The 21685-nt window shown below is 60.5% G+C and carries 19 protein-coding genes; 7 read left to right on the forward strand and 12 right to left on the reverse strand.

Going from position 1 to position 21685, the window contains the following annotated elements:
- Positions 1 to 146: 146 nt before the first annotated feature.
- Positions 147 to 1073, reverse strand: a complete 927-nt coding sequence (locus tag VNV36_RS00885) for a Gfo/Idh/MocA family protein (protein WP_325715350.1) — start codon at positions 1071 to 1073, stop codon at positions 147 to 149.
- A 273-nt stretch (positions 1074 to 1346) separates the two neighbouring features.
- Between VNV36_RS00885 and VNV36_RS00890 the strand changes: the two genes are divergently transcribed.
- Complete coding sequence (locus tag VNV36_RS00890) at positions 1347 to 1952, forward strand: SCO family protein (protein WP_325715352.1); 606 nt, start codon at positions 1347 to 1349, stop codon at positions 1950 to 1952.
- Positions 1952 to 2431, forward strand: a complete 480-nt coding sequence (locus VNV36_RS00895; protein WP_325715354.1) for a copper chaperone PCu(A)C — start codon at positions 1952 to 1954, stop codon at positions 2429 to 2431. Before VNV36_RS00890 ends, VNV36_RS00895 begins: the two co-directional genes overlap by 1 nt.
- 282 nt (positions 2432 to 2713) lie before the next feature.
- Here VNV36_RS00895 and VNV36_RS00900 read toward each other — a convergent pair whose 3' ends face one another.
- Positions 2714 to 3730 (reverse strand): ABC transporter substrate-binding protein, encoded by a 1017-nt coding sequence (locus VNV36_RS00900; protein ID WP_325715356.1) that lies wholly within the window; start codon positions 3728 to 3730, stop codon positions 2714 to 2716.
- 329 nt (positions 3731 to 4059) lie between these two features.
- On the opposite strand from VNV36_RS00900, the gene VNV36_RS00905 reads away from it, so the two are divergent.
- Both VNV36_RS00905 and katG read left to right on the forward strand, forming a co-directional pair.
- Positions 4060 to 6270 (forward strand): LTA synthase family protein, encoded by a 2211-nt coding sequence (locus VNV36_RS00905; RefSeq protein WP_325715358.1) that lies wholly within the window; start codon positions 4060 to 4062, stop codon positions 6268 to 6270.
- A 253-nt stretch (positions 6271 to 6523) separates the two neighbouring features.
- Entirely contained in the window at positions 6524 to 8797 is a 2274-nt protein-coding gene (gene katG, locus VNV36_RS00910) for a catalase/peroxidase HPI (protein WP_325715360.1), read from the forward strand.
- Positions 8798 to 8966: 169 nt separating this feature from the next.
- Here katG and pepN read toward each other — a convergent pair whose 3' ends face one another.
- Genes pepN through VNV36_RS00940 form a run of 6 tightly spaced genes read right to left on the reverse strand, consistent with a single transcriptional unit; the run spans position 8967 to position 15484 of the window.
- Positions 8967 to 11624, reverse strand: coding sequence for an aminopeptidase N (gene pepN / locus VNV36_RS00915; RefSeq protein WP_325715362.1), 2658 nt, complete (start codon positions 11622 to 11624; stop codon positions 8967 to 8969).
- Positions 11625 to 11634: 10 nt separating this feature from the next.
- Positions 11635 to 12465: a DUF2797 domain-containing protein gene (locus VNV36_RS00920; RefSeq protein WP_325715364.1), complete on the reverse strand. Its 831-nt coding sequence runs from the start codon at positions 12463 to 12465 to the stop codon at positions 11635 to 11637.
- Positions 12462 to 12722, reverse strand: a complete 261-nt coding sequence (locus VNV36_RS00925) for a YeaC family protein (RefSeq protein WP_007919229.1) — start codon at positions 12720 to 12722, stop codon at positions 12462 to 12464. Before VNV36_RS00925 ends, VNV36_RS00920 begins: the two co-directional genes overlap by 4 nt.
- A gap of 34 nt (positions 12723 to 12756) precedes the next feature.
- Positions 12757 to 13626: a rhomboid family intramembrane serine protease gene (locus tag VNV36_RS00930; RefSeq protein WP_325715369.1), complete on the reverse strand. Its 870-nt coding sequence runs from the start codon at positions 13624 to 13626 to the stop codon at positions 12757 to 12759.
- Positions 13623 to 14594, reverse strand: a complete 972-nt coding sequence (locus VNV36_RS00935) for a metallophosphoesterase (protein ID WP_325715371.1) — start codon at positions 14592 to 14594, stop codon at positions 13623 to 13625. Before VNV36_RS00935 ends, VNV36_RS00930 begins: the two co-directional genes overlap by 4 nt.
- On the reverse strand, positions 14594 to 15484 hold the full coding sequence (locus tag VNV36_RS00940) for an NAD(+) kinase (RefSeq protein ID WP_041480619.1): 891 nt from the start codon (positions 15482 to 15484) through the stop codon (positions 14594 to 14596). Before VNV36_RS00940 ends, VNV36_RS00935 begins: the two co-directional genes overlap by 1 nt.
- A gap of 114 nt (positions 15485 to 15598) precedes the next feature.
- On the opposite strand from VNV36_RS00940, the gene VNV36_RS00945 reads away from it, so the two are divergent.
- The gene (locus tag VNV36_RS00945) at positions 15599 to 16549 is read left to right on the forward strand and encodes a DUF1853 family protein (protein ID WP_325715375.1); all 951 of its coding nucleotides are present in this window, start codon (positions 15599 to 15601) and stop codon (positions 16547 to 16549) included.
- Positions 16550 to 16635: 86 nt separating this feature from the next.
- On the opposite strand, the gene VNV36_RS00950 is transcribed toward VNV36_RS00945, so the two are convergent.
- Together VNV36_RS00950 and VNV36_RS00955 are read right to left on the reverse strand one after the other, a co-directional pair.
- The gene (locus VNV36_RS00950) at positions 16636 to 17919 is read right to left on the reverse strand and encodes an arsenic transporter (protein ID WP_325715377.1); all 1284 of its coding nucleotides are present in this window, start codon (positions 17917 to 17919) and stop codon (positions 16636 to 16638) included.
- A gap of 148 nt (positions 17920 to 18067) precedes the next feature.
- On the reverse strand, positions 18068 to 18625 hold the full coding sequence (locus tag VNV36_RS00955; RefSeq protein ID WP_325715379.1) for an NADPH-dependent FMN reductase: 558 nt from the start codon (positions 18623 to 18625) through the stop codon (positions 18068 to 18070).
- Between the two features lie 183 nt (positions 18626 to 18808).
- Between VNV36_RS00955 and VNV36_RS00960 the strand changes: the two genes are divergently transcribed.
- Together VNV36_RS00960 and VNV36_RS00965 are read left to right on the forward strand one after the other, a co-directional pair.
- Positions 18809 to 19045, forward strand: a complete 237-nt coding sequence (locus tag VNV36_RS00960; protein WP_325715381.1) for a hypothetical protein — start codon at positions 18809 to 18811, stop codon at positions 19043 to 19045.
- Positions 19046 to 19130: 85 nt separating this feature from the next.
- Positions 19131 to 20024 carry a LysR family transcriptional regulator gene (locus VNV36_RS00965; protein WP_325715383.1) on the forward strand — a complete coding sequence of 298 codons (894 nt, stop codon included), beginning with the start codon at positions 19131 to 19133 and terminating at the stop codon, positions 20022 to 20024.
- On the opposite strand, the gene VNV36_RS00970 is transcribed toward VNV36_RS00965, so the two are convergent.
- Together VNV36_RS00970 and dnaQ are read right to left on the reverse strand one after the other, a co-directional pair.
- On the reverse strand, positions 19990 to 20604 hold the full coding sequence (locus VNV36_RS00970) for a GNAT family N-acetyltransferase (RefSeq protein ID WP_325715385.1): 615 nt from the start codon (positions 20602 to 20604) through the stop codon (positions 19990 to 19992). The two genes, VNV36_RS00965 and VNV36_RS00970, sit on opposite strands and share 35 nt — an antisense overlap.
- 318 nt (positions 20605 to 20922) lie before the next feature.
- The gene (dnaQ, locus tag VNV36_RS00975) at positions 20923 to 21681 is read right to left on the reverse strand and encodes a DNA polymerase III subunit epsilon (protein WP_325715387.1); all 759 of its coding nucleotides are present in this window, start codon (positions 21679 to 21681) and stop codon (positions 20923 to 20925) included.
- Positions 21682 to 21685: the final 4 nt, after the last annotated feature.

The raw sequence follows: 21685 nt of genomic DNA on the forward strand, positions 1-21685 counted from the left end.
GTAGGCTGGAGTGGTCATGGTGTGCGTCCCTTTTGAAGTTTGAAGTTTGTTGTTGCGTTCAAGTTGGGTACAGATTACTGACGCACACCGAAGGGATAAATCGCCTGAAAAGCGTTTCACCGTCCACTCAAACAGGACAATTCGCTTCAGTCATAAAACGGCTCGACCAACGCCCTGCTGCCGACAAAAAAACTGTCTGCCACCAGGCGCAGTGGCTGCAGATCGAGATCGCTGGTCTTATCCCCGATCAATTGCTGGAAGTGACGATAGACCGCTGCGTACTCGCCCTCCTCCGACACGGCCTGCCGCAGGCCGTCGATGCTCAGCAAGGCGCCGCCGTTGTCCAGACGCAGGACGCCTTCGGCGCAACGGATCTCGATGCTCCACAGTTCATCGTGACCATGGTCGAAGTCGAATTCAGCGCGGACGTCCAGCTGACGCGCATCGGACATCTTGATCGATGCAGCGATCGGTGACTGGCAGTTGCTCGGCACGCGCAGCTCGGCGGCTTCGACGAACAGCGGCAGCGCCAGCAGGTGGGTGACGATCGACAGCGCATTGATGCCCGGATCGAACACACCAAGACCGCCCGGCTGCCAGATCCACGCCTGACCCGGGTGCCACTTGCGCACGTCTTCCTTCCAATCGATTCGCACGCTTTGCAGGGTGCGGCTCGCCAGCCAGTCGCGGGCGGCGACGATGCCCGGTGCGTAGCGCGAGTGCCAGGCGAACAGCGCGCTGACGCCTTGCCCGGCGACTTGATCGACCAGAGCCATGGCTTCACCCAAGGTGGCGCAGGGCGGCTTTTCCACCAGTACGTGCTTGCCGGCCGCCAATGCCTGCTGCACCAGCGCGAACCGCCCCTGCGGCGGCGTGCAGAACGCGATCGCGTCGACGGTGGGACCGTTTTCGAGCAACTCGCCCAGGGACTGGAAGTTTTCCACCCCTGCACAGGGTTTGCCCTGAGTGGCGACCGCCACCAACTGGAACGCCGGGTTAGCGAGGATGGCGGGGACGTGTTGATCCTGGGCGATCTTGCCGTAGCCCACCAAGCCGAGACGAATCGGTTGCATTACAGACTCCTGTTGTTGTTCTGGTCTTTGCAGCGCAGCGGCAAGAGTACGTGTTTCTGCGCTGCGCTCCAATCGTCATACTATTTAAATCCAGATGGTGGCGGTGGGCGTATTTGCGTATACGTCATTTTTTCTTACACCTTTTGTCGCCCGATCCTGCACCGCGCGGCGATCGGCGGCCGGCGATCAGGCTCAGTTTGCTATCATGCGCCGCTTTTACGGTTAACCCCCCGCCAGTCCTGTCGACTTGCGGGCTGCAAAAGGCGGTATTAGATGACGGCTTTGTTGACTCGCCGCAAGGTACTTGCGGGAATGGGCGTGCTCGGGCTCGGCCTGCTCGCCGGTTGCGATACCCGTGGCCAACTGTCGTACAAGTACGGCAAGGATCTGAGCGACAAGATCCTCGGACGCACCTTCAAGCTGAAGAACCCCGAAGGCGAAACCATGTCGCTGTCGAGCTTTCGCGGCATGATGCCGATGATCTTCTTCGGTTTCACCCAGTGCCCGGCCGTCTGCCCCACGACCCTGGCCCGCGCCGCGCAAATCAAGAAACTGATGGGGCGCGACGGCGACCGCCTGCAAGTGGTGTTCATCACCCTCGACCCCGAACGCGACACTCCGCAGATCCTCGACGCCTACGTCAAAGCCTTCGACCCGAGCTTCGTTGCGCTGTACGGCACGCTTGAGGAAACCAGGGCCACCGCCAAGGAATTCGACGTGTTCTACGAAAAAGTCCCGGCCGGCGACACCTATACCATCTCCCACACGTCCACCAGCTACGTCTATGACTCGCGTGGTGAGTTGCGCCTGGGCCTGTCCACCTCGTTGACGGCCCAAGAGTGCACGGAAGATTTGCTTACTGTTATGGAGGTCTGCTGATGCATCCCGTTGTGAATCACATCAAACGCGCCGCGTGCGTACTGTCCCTGCTCGGCCTGGCCTTCCAGGTGTCGGCCCAGACCAAGGTCGACGACGCCTGGGTGCGCGCCACCGTGCCGACCCAGTCCGCCAGCGGCGCGTTCATGACCGTCACCGCTGACAGCGACAGCAAGCTGCTCAGCGTTGCCTCGCCAGTGGCCAAGGACGTGCAGATCCATGAAATGACCATGAAAAATGACGTCATGAACATGGGCCCGGTGCAGTCGGTTGAGCTGCCTGCCGGCAAAGCCGTGAGCTTCGACCCGAACGGCTACCACGTCATGCTGATGGGCCTGACCGGACAATTGAAGGAAGGCGACAGCGTGCCGCTGACCCTGACCGTGGAAAACGCCAAGGGCGAGAAAGAAACCATCGAGGTCAAGGCGCCGGTTCGCGGGCTGACCAACATGGGCGGCCACGATCACAGCAAGATGCATTGATCGCTGACGGAAATATTGTTCGCCTGACAGAAAAACCTGTGGGAGCGGGCTTGCTCGCGATTGCGTCAGGTCAGCCAAATCATCTGTGGCTGAAACTCCGCTTTCGCGAGCAGGCTCGCTCCTACAGTAGTTCTAGTGATGCCGTTGCGCATCCGCCACAAATCCCCCTGTAGGAGCGAGCCTGCTCGAGATCACGGAGTGTCAGTCACGAAAAGGTCGAATGACCTGACGCAATCGCGAGCAGGCTCGCTCCTACAGTAGTTCTGGGTGATGCCCGATCCCTCAACTCCCGGCATCACCATGCGCCTCTTCAAAGAAGTAATCCTTCCAGCTCGCCGCCTTGTTTTTCAACACACCCAGTTCCTGCAATTTCTGCGCATAAATAAACGTGCGCTGCGGCACGACGGTGAAGTCGATTTCCGGGTCTTTGACGATTTGCTCGACCAGCGCCAGCGGCAGTTTCGATTGTTCTACGCGGATGTAGGCCTGTGCAGCGGCAGGTTTGTCGGCCTTGATGATCTTCTCGGCTTCGGCCAATGCGTCGTAGAACGCTTTATAGGTTTTCGGGTTTTCGTCGTGGAATTTTTCTGTGGTGTAGAGCACGTTGAACGTCGCCGGGCCGCCGAGGATGTCGTAGGAACTCAGCACTTTGTGCACGTTCGGGTTTTGCAGCGCCTGGTACTGGAAAGGCGGGCTGGAAAAATGCGAATTGATCTCCGAGCCGCCGGCGATCAGCGCGGCGGTAGCGTCCGGGTGCGGCAGGCTGACCGAGATGTTATCGAATTTCTTGAACTGGTCGTCGCCGAACTCCTTGGCGGTTTCGATCTGCAAGGTGCGCGACTGGAAACCCACGCCTGCGGCAGGCACGGCGATGCGGTCCTTGTCGCTGAAGTCCTTGAGGGTTTTGATGTCCGGGTTGTTGGTCAGCAAGTAATTGGGCATCGAGCCCAGCGCGGCGATGGCTTTGACGTTCTGTTTGCCCTTGGTGCGATCCCACACGGTGAGCATCGGCGGCACGCCTGCTGATACCACGTCCAGCGCCCCGGTGAGCAGCGCTTCGTTCATCGCCGTGGCGCCGGAAATGCTGTTCCAGTCGACCTTGATCTCCAGCCCCTGGGCCTTGCCGTGTTTCTCGATGAGCTGCTGGTCGCGCACGACATCGAGAATCAGGTAACCAATGCCGAATTGCTGGGCGATGCTGATCTTGCCCTCGGCCCGGGCGCCACTACTGAACAGCGCACCCGCTGCCAGAGTAGCGGCCAACAAAGTCAGCGCAGAACGTTTGAACGGTGTGGCCATGACTACCTCGCAGCATGGGAATGGGCTGAAAGGCCTGACTTTATCGATATAAAAAATAGAAATTAAATATCTTTATTGCATATCGATAGCACTGAGCCGTTTGCCATTCTCTCCACGGACAACGCGAGCGGGATTGCTCGAACAACAGCCTGAAACAAAAAAACCGAGTTGCAGGAAGCCGCCCTGATGACCGAAAAGCCCAGCCACACTGGCCGCCCAGCGTTTTACCCAGCGTAGGGCACACGTTTAAAAAGCCGATCAGCCCTTCGACCCTTGGTATCATCACCCACACTTTTTTGACCCTTTGATGACATGCAGGCCTTTTTTTTGTGAGCGCTCTTTTTAACTGGCCGCGCCGGCCGGATGCCCGTCTCCTTTCCCTCATCGTCCTGGTGCTGATCGTACCGGTGTGCTTGCGCGCGGCCCTGGGCTGGTCGACAGCGCTGGGCTTTCTGTCGGATCTGGCCGTCGGCAGTCTGCTGGTCGCAGCGCTGCATCGCCGCGCGTGGTGGCTGGCCTTGCCGGTGCTGTTGTTCTGGGCGCTATTGGCGATCGCCACTGCGGAATTGGTCAGCGCGGTCGGCCGTCTGCCAACGCCTTCCGATATTCATTATCTGATCGACCCGCAGTTCGTGGAGAACTCCACAGGTGGCGGGCTTGCGCATCCGGCCCTGGCCATCGCTTTATTGGTGGCGCTGGTTGTCTGGCTGCTGACCCGATTTGTCGCGCGCGACGTGCCTCGCCCGACTCTGCCGCGCTCCGTGTGGGCCGCGCCCATAGTGTTGTTCGCCGCACACTGGGCAGCGCAAAACCTCTGGCCGAACGACGGCGACGCCTGGCGTCTGTACAACCTGCCGCACCAACTGCTCGCCAGCGAAGTCGCCGACCTGCAGATCCAGGCCGAGGAATGGCTCGACGGCGATACCAAAGAACCGACGCCAGCGATGGCCGGACTTACCGATGTCGACCTCAACGGCCAGAAACTGCTGGCCGCGCCAGGTCAGGCGCGCAATGTGCTGATCATCGCGCTTGAGGGAATTCCCGGCGCCTACATCCGCGCCAACCGCGAGGCAATTGGCAGCCACTATCAGGAAGACCTGATGCCCAACCTCAGCCGCTGGGCCGAGCGTGGCATGAACACACCGGATTACGTGCTGCACACCCATCAGACCATTCGTGGCCTGTACGCCATGCTCTGCGGCGATTACGACAAGCTCAACAACGGCACGCCCAAGGGCGTGGAAATGCTCACCCTGAATGAGCGCAATCAGGCCTGCCTGCCGGCGCAGCTGCGCGAGCATGGTTTCAGCACCCATTATTTACAGGGCGCGGGACTGCGTTTCATGGCCAAAGACAAGATCATGCCGCACATCGGTTTCGATGCGACCCACGGGCTGGAGTGGTTCAGCAACAGCAACTATCTGGAATTTCCGTGGGGCAAGGATGACAAGGCTTTCTTCGAAGGTGCGCTGGATTACGTTGGCCAACTGAAAAAGCAAAAGCAACCGTGGATGCTCACCCTGCTGACGGTCGGTACCCACCAGCCCTACTCCGCACCGGACGACTATCTGGAACGATACGAAACGCCAAAACAGGCCGCCGTCGGTTATCTCGACGATGCGCTGGATCAGTTTCTCTCAGGGCTGGAGCGCCAAGGCGTTCTCAAGGACACACTGGTGGTGATCACCTCCGATGAATCCCACGGCATCGATGGCGTACGTCTGGCCTCGTCGTGGGGCTTCAACTTGACGCTGGCGCCGGAACAGGCGCAACTGCCACGCCTGAATGCCGGCGTTTATGGTCACGTCGATCTGAGCACCTCGATCCTCGACTATTTCGACCTGCCGGTGCCGGCTGCGCTGAGCGGCCGTTCGCTGTTTCGCGACTACGATTCGGGGCGCGAAATCATGTCGTTCACCAACGGCAAATTGCGCTACCACGACGGTCAGGGCATCTTCTCCGAGTGCGATCTGCCACGCCGCTGCCGCTACTACCAAAGCGCCGGTTTCATCGCCGAAAGCGCCATTTACAAAGGCACCTACAGCGGCCATCCGGCCCGACAGATCGCCGCGCGCGCCGATGCGCTGGACCTGTCCCTGCTGCGCACCCCGCTCAACCATCGCTACCAGTTCGGCAGCAACAATATCATTCCCCTGCAAGCGCAGATCAAGGATGACTGGGCCGACAACCTGATCGGCGCGCAATACCTGGAAATGCCCAAAGGCTCGCACACCCGCGTGCGCCTGACCGTGCGCTCGGTCGATCCGCAGCAGGCGGCGTACATCCAGCTCAAGGCCAAGGAATTCGAACAGGACGTGCAACTGGGCCTGCCGGCAGAAATGGTCGCCACTGCGGATCAACCGCTGGAGATGGATTTCAGCTTTGAAAACCCGCAGCCGCGCAAAGCCTTCTCGTTTCATTTGCTGGGGTATGGGAATGGCGCGGTTGAAGTCAGCGACTTCAGCGTCATCACCCAATTGCCTGGCCAGGAAGACATCCTCGACGATGGGCCAGAGGACGAAACCGCGCAATCCAGCTAACCCCTGCAGGAGCTGCCGCAGGCTGCGATCTTTTGGGAAGCAGAGCGTCCCCGGCTGTATTCCCACGCAGAGCGGGAACGATCAAACAAAAGCAGAAGATCGCAGCCTTTGGCAGCTCCTACATGTGCGGTGAGAGAGTTTGTCTATTGGCAAGCAATAGTCGGGCTATTAGCCGACTCGCCAACTCGGGTCTAGCCTTACCAGTCCGAAGCCGGCACGAGCCGGCCGCAGACGACCTGACAGGGAACCGAACATGGCAAACGAATCGAAATGCCCGTTCAACCACGCTGCCGGTGGTGGTACGACGAACCGTGACTGGTGGCCGAATCAACTCAACCTGAAAATCCTCAGCCAGCACTCAGCCAAGTCCGATCCGCTGGGCCAGGACTTCGACTACGCCAAAGCCTTCAAAAGCCTCGACTTCCAGGCCCTGAAACAAGACCTCAGAGCGCTGATGACTGATTCGCAGGACTGGTGGCCCGCTGACTTTGGTCATTACGGCCCGCTGTTCGTGCGCATGGCCTGGCACAGCGCCGGGACCTATCGCACTGCCGATGGCCGTGGCGGCGCTGGTTCTGGTCAGCAACGCTTTGCGCCACTGAACAGCTGGCCGGATAACGTCAGCCTGGACAAGGCCCGCCGCCTGCTGTGGCCGATCAAGCAGAAATACGGGCGCAACATTTCCTGGGCCGACTTGATAGTTCTCACCGGCAACGTCGCGCTGGAATCCATGGGTTTCAAGACCTTCGGGTTTTCTGGTGGCCGCGCCGATGTCTGGGAACCGGATGAAGACGTCTACTGGGGTTCGGAAACCGAGTGGCTGGGCGGCGATAACCGTTATGGCAAAAGCAACGGCCCGGTGCAGGAGCCCGGCGACGGTACGCTCGTGGCCGAGCCGGATCTGCATGGCCGTGAAGAAAGCCGCACCGATCAAGGCGAACGCAACCTGGAAAACCCCCTCGCCGCCGTGCAGATGGGCCTGATCTACGTAAACCCGGAAGGCCCTGAGGGCAACCCGGATCCGGTGGCCTCGGCCAAGGATATTCGCGAAACCTTCGGCCGCATGGCCATGAACGATGAAGAAACCGTGGCGTTGATCGCCGGCGGCCATGCGTTTGGCAAGACCCACGGCGCCGGCCCTGCGGACAACGTCGGCCCCGAGCCGGAAGCGGCTGGCCTCGAGCAACAAGGCCTGGGCTGGAAAAACGCCTTCGGCACCGGCAAAGGCGCCGACACCATCACCAGCGGTCTGGAGGTGACCTGGACCACCACGCCGACGCAATGGAGCAACAACTATCTGGAAAACCTCTTCGGCTTCGAGTGGGAACTGACCAAGAGCCCGGCAGGCGCCAATCAGTGGCAACCGAAAAACGGCGCCGGAGCCGGTACCGTGCCCCACGCCCACGACCCGAACAAACGCCTGTCACCGACCATGCTCACCTCCGACCTGGCGCTGCGCTTCGATCCGGCCTACGAACAGATCTCGCGACGTTTCCTGGCCAATCCCGATCAGCTTGCCGACGCGTTCGCCCGTGCCTGGTACAAGTTGATCCACCGCGACATGGGTCCGCTGTCCCGCTATCTCGGCCCGGAATTGCCGCAAGAAGAACTGCTCTGGCAAGACCCGCTGCCCGACGTGACGCACCCGCTGATCGACGACAGCGACGCCACAGCGTTGAAAAACAAGGTGCTGGCCTCAGGGCTGTCGGTGTCGCAACTGGTTTCTACTGCGTGGGCGTCAGCGTCGACTTTCCGTGGTTCGGACAAGCGCGGCGGCGCCAACGGCGGGCGTTTGCGGCTGGCCCCGCAGAAGTTCTGGCAAGCCAACCAGCCCGAGCAACTGGACAAGGTGCTGAGCACACTGGAAGGCATTCAGAACGAGTTCAACGGTTCTGCTGCCAATGGTAAGAAGATCTCGTTGGCAGACCTGATCGTCCTGGCCGGCAACGCCGGGGTAGAGAAAGCCGCGCAGAACGCCGGGCATTCGGTGTCGGTGCCGTTCTCACCGGGCCGCGTCGATGCTTCGCAGGAGCAAACCGATGTCGAATCGTTTGGTTTCCTGGAGCCGATCGCCGATGGTTTCCGCAATTACAGCAAAGGCAAATACACCGTTGCGGCGGAAACCTTGCTGATCGACAAGGCGCAATTACTCACCCTCACCGCACCGGAAATGACTGTGCTGCTGGGTGGTTTGCGAATGTTGAACACCAACGTCGGGCAAACGCGGCACGGTGTGTTCACCGATAAAAACGAAGCGCTGACCAATGACTTCTTCACCAACCTGCTGGACATGGGCGTGGAGTGGACGCCAACGTCACGGGATGCCGACCAGTTCGAAGGCCGCGATCGCAAGACCGGGGCGGCGAAATGGACGGCGACCCGGGTGGATCTGGTGTTCGGCTCCAATGCACAGTTGCGCGCATTGGCCGAGGTGTATGCCAGCGCTGATGCGAAGACGCAGTTCGTCAATGATTTCGTTAAAGCCTGGACGAAGGTGATGAATCTGGATCGGTTTGACCTGAGATAACTGACGAAACTCACCCCCCATGCAGGAGCTGCCGAAGGTTGCGATCTTTTGATCTTCAAAATCAAAAGATCGCAGCCTCGTTTCACTCGACAGCTCCTACATCTGATTTTGATCGTTCCCAAGCTCAGCGTGGGAACGATCAATCAAACGCCCCAACATTTGATCGGGGTTAAGCCAGGCTTTTGCTCACCACTTCATACACATCACTGGACAAGGCTCCCGACGCCAGAATCCGCTCCAGTTCAGCCTTCATCAACGCCTGACGGGCGCTGTCGTATTTACGCCAGCGGGTCAGCGGGGCCAGTTGGCGCGAGGCGATCTGTGGATTGAAGCCGTTCAGTTCGATCACCAGATCGGCGAGGAAACGATAGCCCGAGCCGTCCGCCGCGTGGAAGTTGATCAGGTTCTGCCCGGCAAACGCGCCGACCAGCGCACGCACCTTGTTCGGGTTCTTGATGTTGAACGCCGGGTGCTGCATCAACGCCTTCACGCGCTCCAGTCCGCCCGGCAAAGTGCTGCCCGCCTGTACGCTGAACCACTGATCCATGACCAGCGGGTTGTCCTTGAAGTGCTCGGCGAAGCTGGCCAGTGCCAGGGCCTTCTGTTCTTCGAACGGCGAGTTGACCAGCACCGCCAGCGCGGTCAGGCGCTCGGTCATGTTGTCGGCAGTCTCGAACTGCTCCAGCGCCGCCGCCAGCACTTCTGGCTTGCCGCTGAGCATCAGGTACGACAGGGCAATGTTCTGCAGCGCGCGACGGGCGAAATGCTCAGCCTCGGCCACGTACGGGGTTTTCTTCGACAGATCGCGGTTAGCCTGATAACGCAGCCACAGCGCTTCGAACAAACCTTCGGCCAGTTGCTTGCGGGCAAATTCGCGAGCGACATGGATCGCCTCGACGTCGGCGACTTCGCTGATCTCGGTGAGATAGGCCTCACCCGGCAGCGAGAGCATCTCGGCAACCATCGCCTGATCCAGCGACTCGTCGGACAGCACCGTGCGCAGCGCCGACACCAGACGCGGGTCGAGCGTCAGGCTCTCGCCCTTTTGATGCTGACCGATCAATTCCTGCAGCACTTGCACCGACAACTGCTGACCGGCATCCCAACGATTGAAGCCGTCGCTGTCGTGCTGCATCAGGAACATCAGTTGATCGCGGTTGTACGGGAAGCTCAGTTTCACCGGCGCCGAGAAGCCACGCAGCAGCGACGGCAGCGGTTGCTCGTTGATGTCGACGAAGGTGAAGGTCTGCTCGGCTTCGGTCACCGAAATCACCCGGGTGGTGCCTTGCGCCGAAGCTTCACCAGCCAGACGCAGGGCGATTTCGTTGCCCTGGCTATCAAGCAGCCCGAGCTCGACCGGAATCACGAACGGCAGTTTTTCCACCTTGTCGGGGGTCGGCGGGCAGCTTTGGCGGAAGGTCAGGCTGTAGGTTTTCGCGGCCGCGTCATGGGACTCGGTCACTGCCAAACGTGGCGTGCCGGCCTGGCTGTACCAGCGTTTGAATTGGCTGAGGTCGACGCCATTGGCATCTTCCATGGCCTTGACGAAGTCATCGCAGGTCACGGCCTGGCCGTCGTGGCGCTCGAAGTACAGATCACTGCCCTTACGGAAGCCTTCGGCGCCGAGCAAAGTGTGAATCATGCCGACCACTTCCGAGCCCTTTTCGTACACGGTCAGGGTGTAGAAGTTGGAAATCTCGATGAAGCTGTCCGGGCGTACGGCGTGGGCCATCGGGCCGGCATCTTCGGCGAACTGATGGGTGCGCAGATAGGCGACGTCCTGAATGCGCTTGACCGTCGCCGAGTTCATGTCCGAGGAGAAGCCGGCGTCGCGGAACACCGTGAAGCCTTCCTTGAGCGACAACTGGAACCAGTCGCGGCAGGTCACGCGGTTGCCCGACCAGTTGTGGAAATATTCGTGGGCGACGATCGCCTCGACCCGCTGGTGCGCGGCGTCGGTGGCGGTTTCGGCGCGGGCCAGCACGGCGCTGGAGTTGAAAATGTTGAGGCCTTTGTTCTCCATTGCGCCCATGTTGAAGTCGTTGACCGCGACGATCATGAAGATATCCAGATCGTACTCGCGACCGTAGACCTCTTCGTCCCAGCGCATGGATTTCTTCAGGCTGTTCATTGCGTGCTGGCACTTGTCGATGTTTTCCGGCTCGACATAAATGCGCAGCGCGACGTTGCGCTGGCTCATGGTGGTGAAGGTGTCTTCGACGCACCACAGATCACCGGCGACCAGCGCAAACAGGTACGCCGGTTTCTTGAACGGGTCTTCCCAGGTCGCCCAGTGCCGACCGTCTTCGCCGGGACCGGACGCGATCGGGTTGCCATTGGAGAGCAGCACCGGGTAGCTGTGCTGTTCGGCCACGACCGTGGTGGTGAACTTGCTCATCACGTCCGGGCGGTCGAGGTAATAGGTGATCTTGCGGAAGCCTTCGGCCTCGCACTGGGTGCAGAACATCGTGCCGGACTTGTACAACCCCTCCAGTGCGGTGTTGGTTTCCGGATGAATGCGCACGCTGGTGTCAACCGTGAAGGTTGCGCTGGTCGGCTGCAGGGTCAGATGGCTGTCGGAGACTTGATAGTCAGCAGCGCTCAGCTCTTTGTCCGCCAGCGTCACCGAGAGCAGCTCCAGTTGCTGGCCGTCGAGCACCAGCGGCGGCAGGCCCGCGCCGCGCTCCGGATTGCGGCGCATCACCAGTTGCGCGTGGACCAGACTGTGGTCCTCGAACAACTCGAAGGTCAGGTGCGTTTCGTCAATCAGGTACTCGGGCGCCTGATAGTCCTTGAGGTAAATCATCTTCGGTTGTTCGGTGCGCATGCTGGAATCCTTATTGATGCACGGCGAGCTGGTAAGCCGTGTATTTACGAATGTTGATCACGCCGGTGTCGAAGATCAGGTACTGGCCCTTGATCCCCAGCAGCGTGCCTTCGGCAATCGGGTTCTTGTCCAGGTTGAAGCTGACGATTTTCGCCGGGTATTGCTCGACGGGATAGCGGATTTCCAGCGGTTCGACGTCGGCAATCGTCTGAATCGCCTGTAGGCCGAATCGCTCCTGCAAGCCTTGCAGGCCTTCGGCGCAGCTTTCGAACAACTGATCGCGCACCTGCGCCAGATCCACCGCCGCCGCGTCGCCCTTGAGCAGCGCGCGCCAGTTGGTCTTGTCCGCCACCTGGCTGCGGAACAGGTCTTCGACAAATCCCGATTGCTGCCGCGTGGACACGCGCATGATCGGCAGCGCCTGACTGGCGCCCTGATCGAGCCAGCGCGTAGGCAACTGCGTGGCACGGGTGATGCCAACCTTGATCCCCGACGAGTTGGCCAGGTACACCACATGATCGGTCATGCAGAACTGCTCGCCCCACACCGGATCGCGGCAGGTGCCGGCGTCGAAGTGGCAGCGCTCCGGGCTCATGATGCACAGGTCGCACTGCGCCAGTCTGGTCATGCACGGGTAGCAATAACCCTGACTGAAACTGGTTTTGGTCCGGCGCCCGCAATGGGTGCAGTGGATCGCCCCCAGATATTCCAGACGCACGGTGGTGCCGATCAACGGGTTGACCGGCACCTCGACATCATCCAGACGAAACGCGTATTGCACATTGGGCCCGTCCAGGCGCGCCGACATTTTGCTGATTGCACCGCGGCCAATCTCGATCAATGGATGGCATCCGATTTGAACAGAATGTTCGGCACTTCGATCGACTTCGACGCACATTCCTGCGGGCCCATGTAACCGGTGCGCTGGTCTTCCGGCAGGTTCTGGATTTCCCAGGCGATCATCGCCTGCAACGACAGCTCACGCTGCTCGGCGGTGAGTTTGCCACCGTCGGACCATTTGCCGATTTCCACGGCCAGTTTCAGGCTCTCGTAGATGTCCGGGGTAATGTTGTTGATCATGTCGTTAAAAGAGGACATCAGGGTCTCCGCGCTCTTTACTGAAACAGAAATGTTAGACGGCCAGTTTACGGCGGTTATACAAACCGCCCAATAAACCGGTGAAGCATCCGATGAGTAACCCGCTCAGGTGCGCGGCGTTGGCAATCTGACCGAACCCGATCAGCGAGATCAGCCCGGACATGCACACCACCAGCCACACCAGCATCATCACCAGTACGCCACGCGGCAGGCGATAAGCCGGGTTCGGCGCCAGCAGCTGGAAGATCCAGCAATGCCCGAGCAAACCATAAAGCACGCCGGACAGACCGCCAAACAGAGTCGGGCCGCTCCAGACGAACTGTGCATAGTTGGATACGAGACTGAACAGCAGCGTCAGACCGATCAGATTGATGCTGCCCTGACGCGATTCGATGCGCCGGCCCAGCTCCCAGTACCACATGCCGTTCATGGCCAGGTGGAGAATGCCAAAGTGGATAAGCATCGGCGTGACCAGCCGCCACCACTGCCCTGCGGCAAGGCTGTCGGCCAGCGGCGTGAATTGGATGTACTCGCCGATCACGCGGAAATCGAGGAAGGTCAGCCAGCGCAGCGTCTCGAGGTTTTCACCGAGAAAGGTAAGCCCGCCGACGATCAGGCTCAGCAACAGGATGAAGCCGGTGGCTCTGGCGTGTTTCAACTGTTCAGTGAAACTCGGGCGCTTGAAAGTCTGACCGACTGGAATGTCCAGTTGCTGATCGGGATCGCCGGCAGGAAAACGCTCATACAACGAACGCACGTCCGCGCTGATTTCCTCCGGCGCCCACAGCACTTGCTCGCCCGCCTCCTCGCTGACCCGATGGGGCACCTGCATGCGTTGCAACAGTTTGACAAAGCCGCTCAAATCCACCGCCAATGGCAGGCGCAATACCGCTACCGCACTCATTGCAGCACCTCCGGCCGCTCGACATCGACCCAGACGAATTTTTGCGGATCCAGGCGCGTTTCCTGATCCAGACGATAGGCCACCAGTTTGCCGTAGAGCACCGCGCTGTAATCCAGGCAGGCCAGGTTCGGTCGGATCGGCGCCGGTTTGCCGCTGCGCCAATAGTGGCCGACAAACAGCAACGGCTCGTCGACGCCATAGCGCAGCAGGGAATTTTTCTCCGTTGAAGTCAGCGGCGTCTGCGCCACCGGTTCCGGCAACGCATCGGGCTGGAAGACAATGTCGCCGTACGTTTTCGGGTCATCTTCCCAGAACTTGGTGCGGAAGAAGGAACGCACCAGGCCGTCGCCGCTGGTCATGGTCAGGCCACCCGGCAAACGCATGTCGGTGCCACGCAGCAAGCGGTCGAAAACCGTGCAGGCAAAACTGCCGGGAACGGCCGAGGCCTGGAGGAAATGCTCATCGACGCAGCCGTCGGGGAACAAGGCGCGCAGCGGTTCGATCAGGCCGGCATCCCAGCAGGCGTGGACGACGCGAAAGCGTTCGGCATCGACGAACAGCGGCAGTTCATAGAACCACCGCTGGAAGTCATGCCAGTCACCCGGATGGTCTTCGAATTGACTCAGGGTTTCCTGCAGCAGCCGCGTATGGCGCTTGGTGTGTTCGCGCACGAACTGCTTGCCGCTGCCCGGTGGCGCCGGGGTCACCCAACCGAGCGCGTTGAATTCATGGTTGCCCATGATGCACAGCGCCTGCCCTGCCTCGACCATGTCGTGAACGATGTGCAGCGCCTCGCGAATGCGCGGGCCACGGTCGATGATGTCGCCGACAAATACCGCCATGCGTGAAGGATGGCGCCAGACCCCGCCCTGCTTGTGATAACCGAGACGGTCCAGCAAGTGTTCGAGGGTCAGAGCGCATCCGTGCACGTCACCGATCAGGTCGTAACTGCGCGCGGGATCGAGCATCAGTCGCCTCCACCCCCCAGCTTGCTGCCCCAGCCAAGCTTGGTACGGCACACCTCGTAGTAGTTGTGATCGAGCGGATGAATCAGGCGCAATTTCTGCGCTTTCTTGCTCACGGTGATGGTGTCGCCCGGCGCGCAGGTGAAATGGTTCTGGCCGTCGCAGGAGACTTGCGGGTAGATCTGCATATCTTTGGACACGACGATTTTCAGCTCACTGTTGCCATCGACCACAATCGGTCGTCCCGACAAGGTATGGGGGTACATCGGCACAATCACAATAGCGTCGAGCTTGGGATGCATGATCGGGCCGCCAGCGGACAACGCATACGCGGTGGAGCCGGTCGGCGTGGCGACGATCAGGCCGTCGGCCTTCTGGCTGCAGACGAACTGGCCGTCGATGTACAGCTCGAATTCGATCATTCGCGTCGATTTGCCCGGGTGCAGCACGACATCGTTGAGCGCATCGCCCTGGCCGATGGCTTCGCCGTGGCGACGGACTTCGGCTTGCAGCAGGAAGCGGTTTTCTACCAGATAGTGGCCGTCGAGTACTTCGGCGACCTTGATTTCCAGCTCGTCCGGGCGAATATCGGTGAGAAAACCGAGGCTGCCACGGTTGATGCCCAACACCGGAATGTTGTGCCTGGCCAGCGCCCGCGCGGCGCCGAGCAGGCTGCCGTCACCGCCGACGACGATGACCATGTCGCAGACTTCGCCGAGCATCTTGCGCGACGAAGTTTGCAGGCCGTGGCCCGGCAGAACTTCAGCGATGGTGTCTTCGAGGATCACGTGCAGGTGACGGTCGAGCAGAAAGCGTTTCAGTCGGCGGACGGTATCCAGCACCTGGGAACTGCCCAGGCGACCGATGATGCCGATATTACGAAATTGCTCCATGGGACCTCTGCGGACAATCGAAAACGCGAAAACCCGATTATGGGCGAAAGCGCCAGATAGACAAAATCCTTTCAGCCTCAAGGGTGGGCTCAGGTTTAAGGCTATGCTCGCAAGATGATCCTGTTTCCCGATTTGCTTCAGCTGCCCCATCAATTACGCCATCCCGAAGTGCGGGACCTGGCGTGGGTAATCCTCGCGCCGCCGATGCTCGCCACCACGCCGTGGCCGCAACGCCACCCGCTGGCCGGCAGCGACTGGGTGCAAGACCCGCAGCGTCTCGAACACTGGCTGCGTCAGCTCGACCGTGACAGTTACGGTCTGCTGCAGTGGCTGGCGCAGGCGCGCACCCGACGCCTGGGGCTGTATTACGAGCGGCTGTGGCAGTTCGCCGTGGAGCATGCGCCGGGCATCGAACTGATCGCTGCCAACCTGCCGATTCGCCGCGGCGGCCATACGCTCGGCGAACTGGACATGCTGCTGCGTGACCGCGACGGCGTGCATCATCTGGAACTGGCGATCAAGCTCTACCTCGGCCCGCAGGCGGGTGACGGCCGCGATCCGGCGCAGTGGCTGGGGCCGGGCTGCCATGATCGACTGGATCGCAAACTGGCGCATCTGGCCGAGCATCAATTGCCGATCTCGGCGCGCCCGGAAAGCCGCGAAGTGCTGGCGGCGCTGGACATCGAGAAGTTCAGCGCACAGTTGTGGCTCGGCGGTTATCTGCTGTACCCGTGGCCGGGAACCTGTGCTTCACCGCACGGCGCGCATCCACACCATTTGCGCGGCAGCTGGCTGCACCAGAAGAACTGGCCGGCGTTCGTCGCGCAACGCCCGCCGGGACGCTGGCAACCGCTGCCCCGCCACGCCTGGCTGGCGCCGGCGCACTATCCGGCGGACCAGGTCTGGGCGGATGAGCATTTGCGTTTGTGGCTGGAAGACCTGCCAGCGTTGGCCCCGGCGCAGTTGATGGTGCGCCTGACCGAGAATGCCCTGGGGGAATGGGAAGAGGCCGAACGGTTGTTTCTGGTGGCGGATCTTTGGCCGAATGTCCCCGGCCAAGCTTAAAAGATCGCAGCCTTCGGCAGCTTCTACAGGGTGTACGCATTCCAAATGTAGGAGCTGCCGAAGGCTGCGATCTTTTGATCTCGCTTCTAAAAAGACAACCGCACCGCCAGCGCCGCCAACGTCACCAGCAACACCGGCACGGTCAACACAATCCCCACCCGGAAGTAATAGCCCCAGCCAATATGGATGCCCTTGCGCTCCAGCACATGCAACCACAACAACGTCGCCAGACTGCCGATCGGCGTGATCTTCGGCCCCAGGTCGCTGCCGATGACGTTGGCGTAGATCATCGCTTCCTTGATCACCCCGCTCGCCTGACTGGCATCGATCGACAGCAGGCCGATCAGCACGGTCGGCAGGTTGTTCATGATCGACGACAGCAGCGCCGTCAGTACCCCGGTGCCCATCGCCGCGCCCCAAACGCCGTGACCGGCGAACACATCCAGCCAACCGGCGAGGTAACCAGTGAGCCCGGCATTGCGCAGCCCGTACACCACCAGGTACATGCCCAACGAGAAAATCACGATCTGCCACGGCGCTTCTTTCATCACCTTGCGCGTCGAGATCTTGTGGCCACGGGCGGCGATAGCCAGCAGCAGCGCGGCGCACACGGCGGAAATCGCACTGATGGGAATGCCCAGCGGTTCCAGGGCGAAGCAGCCAATCAACAGGATCACCAACACCGCCCAACCGGCATAGAACGTCGCCTTGTCGTGGATCGCGGTGTGCGGGTTTTCCAGCTGTTCAGGGTCATAAGCCGCAGGAATGTCACGGCGAAAGAACCACAGCAACATGCCCAGCGTCACTGCAACGCTGACGAAGTTGACCGGCACCATCACCGCGGCGTAGCGGTTGAAGCCGATGTGAAAGAAGTCCGCCGAAACGATGTTGACCAGGTTCGACACTACCAGCGGCAGACTCGCCGTATCGGCGATAAACCCGGCGCCCATGACGAATGCCAGCGTCGCCGCCGGGGAAAAGCGCAGCGCCAGCAGCATTGAAATCACGATCGGCGTGAGGATCAGCGCCGCGCCGTCATTGGCGAACAGCGCCGAGACCAGCGCGCCGAGCAGCACCATGAACGCGAACAACTTGCGCCCACTGCCCCGCCCCCAACGCGCCACGTGCAGCGCTGCCCAATTGAAGAAGCCAGCCTCGTCGAGCAACAGGCTGATGATGATCAGCGCGACGAAGGTGCCGGTGGCGTTCCAGATGATCTGCCAGACCAGCGGAATATCCGTGAGGTGGACGACGCCGAAAATCAACGCCAGCACAGCGCCCAACGTTGCACTCCAGCCGACGCCGAGCCCTTTGGGTTGCCAGATGACGAGGGTGATGGTCAGCAGGAAAATCAGTGACGCAGCGAGCATTCGCAGAAGCCTTCAATATCGAAATGGGTGGAGATCGAATAAATGTGGGAGCGAGCCTGCTCGCGAAGGCCGAGTGTCAGATAACATTTTCCTGTCCGACAGACCGCCTTCGCGAGCAGGCTCGCTCCCACAGTGAGTCTCGGTGCGGTTATTTCTTGTGTTGCTCTACGAACTGGCCATAGGCATCGATGAATTTCTGCAGAAACGGCTTCACCGAATCACTCAACTTGCCCGCTTCGTCAAACGCATTGCCCGCGCCGCCCAGATACGCTTCCGGCTGCTGCAGGCAGTGAATGTCGAGGAACACGAAGGTCTGACGCAGGTGCTGGTTGGCGCCGAAACCGCCGATGGCGCCAGGCGAAACGCTGATCACCGCGCCGGGCTTGCCGCTCCACGCGCTCTGGCCGTAGGGACGGGAGCCGACGTCGATGGCGTTCTTCAAGGGCGCAGGAATCGAGCGGTTGTACTCGGGGGTTACAAACAGCACCGCGTCGGATGACGCCACTTTCTGACGGAAAGTGCTGTAGGCTGCTGGCGGGGAAGCGCCGTCGATGTCTTCGTTGTACAGCGGCAAATCACCGATTTCGACGATCTCGAGGTTGAGATTGGCCGGCGCCAGTTCGGCCAGGGCCAGGCCGACTTTGCGATTGATCGATGCTTTGCGCAGGCTACCGACTACTACAGCGACGTTGTAGACATTGCTCATGGAAGACTCTCGATGGTCTGTGGGAAGAATCGCTAGTTATAGATGATCCGATGACAATTTCACCAGCGGTCGTTGGATTTTCCTGCGGCAAGAATATTTTTTTCCTGTAAGAAAACTTACCGAGCCTGATGGCGGTCTACAAAGCCGCAAATCAAGCGTTTTATCTCCAGAGGTTCTAAGCAGATGGCAGCAGTACTCGTCGGTCAGTTTCATGCAAGAGATGCGGAAGGCCGCGTTTATTCGGTGCATGAATTCCAGGAATCGAACCCGTCTGCAGACGGCTTCAGCGGCACGGAGCCCGTTACCACCTATAAATTGGCCATCGGCGACCGCATCAACAAGGTCAGCGAGAGCGAATTCCTGCTGGTTCAGTCGGGCATTACCCTGACCCGTGAACCTGAGCCATACGTTGCTTCATAACTGGCTGTCATGAGCAGAAGTCATGCGTGCAGACTTGGGGTAGGATTCAGCCTCTGACCCCACCTGCTGAACATGGACTTCACGCATGCGTTTACGCCACATCGAAGTGATTCAGGCGCTGTTGCAGACCGGTCATCTGGGTACCGCCGCCGAATGGCTGCAACTGCCGGTGACCGAGGTCGAAGAGCGTTTGCGCGAAGCCGAGAGTCAGTTGGGGTTCATGTTGTTCGCCAGCGTCCGCGGGCGCTTGCAACCGACCTCCGAAGCGCGGGCTCTGCAAGTGGAAATCGCGCACGTCTATGAGGCACTGGAACCGGTGCAGCGTCTGGCCAGCAGCCTCAAGCAATACCTCGCCCCGCCCTTGCGCATCATCGGTACCCCGCCGCTGGCCCAGCACCTGTTGCCGCAAAGCCTGGCCGCCCTGCGCCGACGCTTGCCCGAGGCACCCTGCAGCCTGCTCAGTGCGCCGACTCGCGACATCGTCCGCAGCCTGTTACTGCGCGAGAGCGATCTGGGCCTGAGCCTGCACAATCCCGAACATCCCGACATCCATTGCCAGCCGCTGGCCCAGGGCAAGCTGCAACTGCTCGCGCCGCATGGCTGGCTACAGCCGAAACAGAAATATATTTCGCTGGCGGACCTGGCTGGCCAAGCCATGGTCGGCCTCGAAGGGCAGGATCCGCTGAGCCCGGCGCTGGAAAACAAACTGCAGGCCTTGCGTCCGGCACCGAGCATTCAAACCCGCGTGCAGACCCACCAGATGATGCGCAGCATGGTCGAGGCCGGCGAAGGCCTGGGTATCGTCGACCCGTTCACCGCACTGGGTGCACGCGCTGCCGGCCTCGACGTCTGCCCGCTGTCGCCCGCTGTGCCTGTCAGTCTCTACGCCCTGACCTTGAAACACGCCGCGCCGTCATCGGCGGTTCAGACCTTGCTGGCAATCGTCACGGAACAAGCCGAGGCGATGCTGTCGATCTGAGCGGGTTTTCCAGCGGGTTATCGAACAGCCGATACCAGAACAACGCCACTTCGGCGGTGTGCGGATCGATGCCGCGATAGCGCAACTGGTCGATGCCACCAATCACATAACCGCAGCGTTCGTACAGGCGACAGGCGCCAAGGTTGTTGTTCTGGGTTTCGAGCATGATGCCCGGCAGCTTCTTCTTGCGACTCCAGAATTGCGCGACATCAAGCAACGCCTTGGCCACCCCGTGACGCCGGGCCGGTGCATGCACCGCCAGTTCATCGATGTGGGCAAAGCCGTTCCAGTTGGTGCTGATCACCAGGTGGCCGACCGGCTCATCGTCCAGATACGCCATGAAAATCGCGCTGTCGGGCGCGTTGTGGAAGGCGCTGAACTCTTCGGGATCGATTCCATAGCATTTGCGGTACGGCACGATCGGCGTCACCGGCCATTGCTCGACCGGTTTGCCGATCACGGCGGCGCCATAGGCGGCGACCTCGAAACTGAAGTCGCTGCCCCAGATGTACGGCGCAAAGCCTTCGTCGGCGACGCGCACCGACAACCCTGGATATTTTGGATTCATGACCGGTTGCATACTGGGGAAAGTCCTCATTCCTTGACGCAGTCGACGGTGACAACAGGGTCGACGTTGATGTCGCGATGGATGATCGCCAGCGTAAATTTCAAATCTTTGTACATGAGACTCAGTGTCCTGAGGCGGCAGGTTCGCTTCTGCCAATGCACTCAGGGTAGAAGGTTGCAGCGGTTGTGGCGAGGGTGGCAACTTGGCTTCATGTCGCCAGACGCAAAAGATCGCGACCTTCCTCGTCTCTTGACTTTGGAATGCGATCCCCGCGGGAGCTGCCGAAGGCAGCGATCTTTTGATCCTCTGATCCTTTGATTTTTCGAGCTTTCAGGCCTGCGCATCAGCTTCGGCAATCTGCGTCCACAACGCCGGCGCACCCGCCGATTTGGCTATGACCTCCAGCCGTACCAGATGCGCCGCCAGTTCTTCTTCGGTCGCGCGAATGATCCGCGCTGGCTGACGATCGGCCGGCAGACGGCGGATTTCCGTGGCCGAGTTATCCGCGCCCTCGCCCGTACCATTGCCGTCGGACGCATTGCCGGCCAGCGACAGGCTGGTCTGGCCGCCGGTCATGGTCAGGTAGACGTCGGCGAGAATCTCCGAGTCGAGCAAGGCGCCGTGCAGTTCACGACCGGAGTTGTCGACGCCATAACGTTTGCACAACGCATCGAGGCTATTGCGCTGCCCTGGGTGACGTTCCCGGGCCATCATCAGGGTGTCGAGGATCGTGCAGTGTTGGGTGATGTCGGCGCGATCGTGCTGGCCCATCAAGGCGAATTCGTTGTTGATGAAGCCAACGTCGAACGCCGCGTTGTGGATGATCAGCTGCGCGCCTTTGATGAATTCGAAGAACTCGTCGGCGACCTCGGCAAAGCGCGGCTTGCCGACGAGGAATTCGTTGGTGATGCCGTGTACACCGATCGCACCTTCGTCACTCTCGCGATCCGGTTGCAGATAAACGTGAAAGTGCCGGCCCGTCAGGCGCCGACCGATCAGTTCGACGCAACCGATTTCAATGATCCGGTGACCATCGGTCACCGGCATGCCGGTGGTTTCGGTATCGAGTACAACGGATCTGGTGGCCATCAGT

The organism is Pseudomonas sp., assembly GCF_035554175.1.
GTDB lineage: Bacteria > Pseudomonadota > Gammaproteobacteria > Pseudomonadales > Pseudomonadaceae > Aquipseudomonas.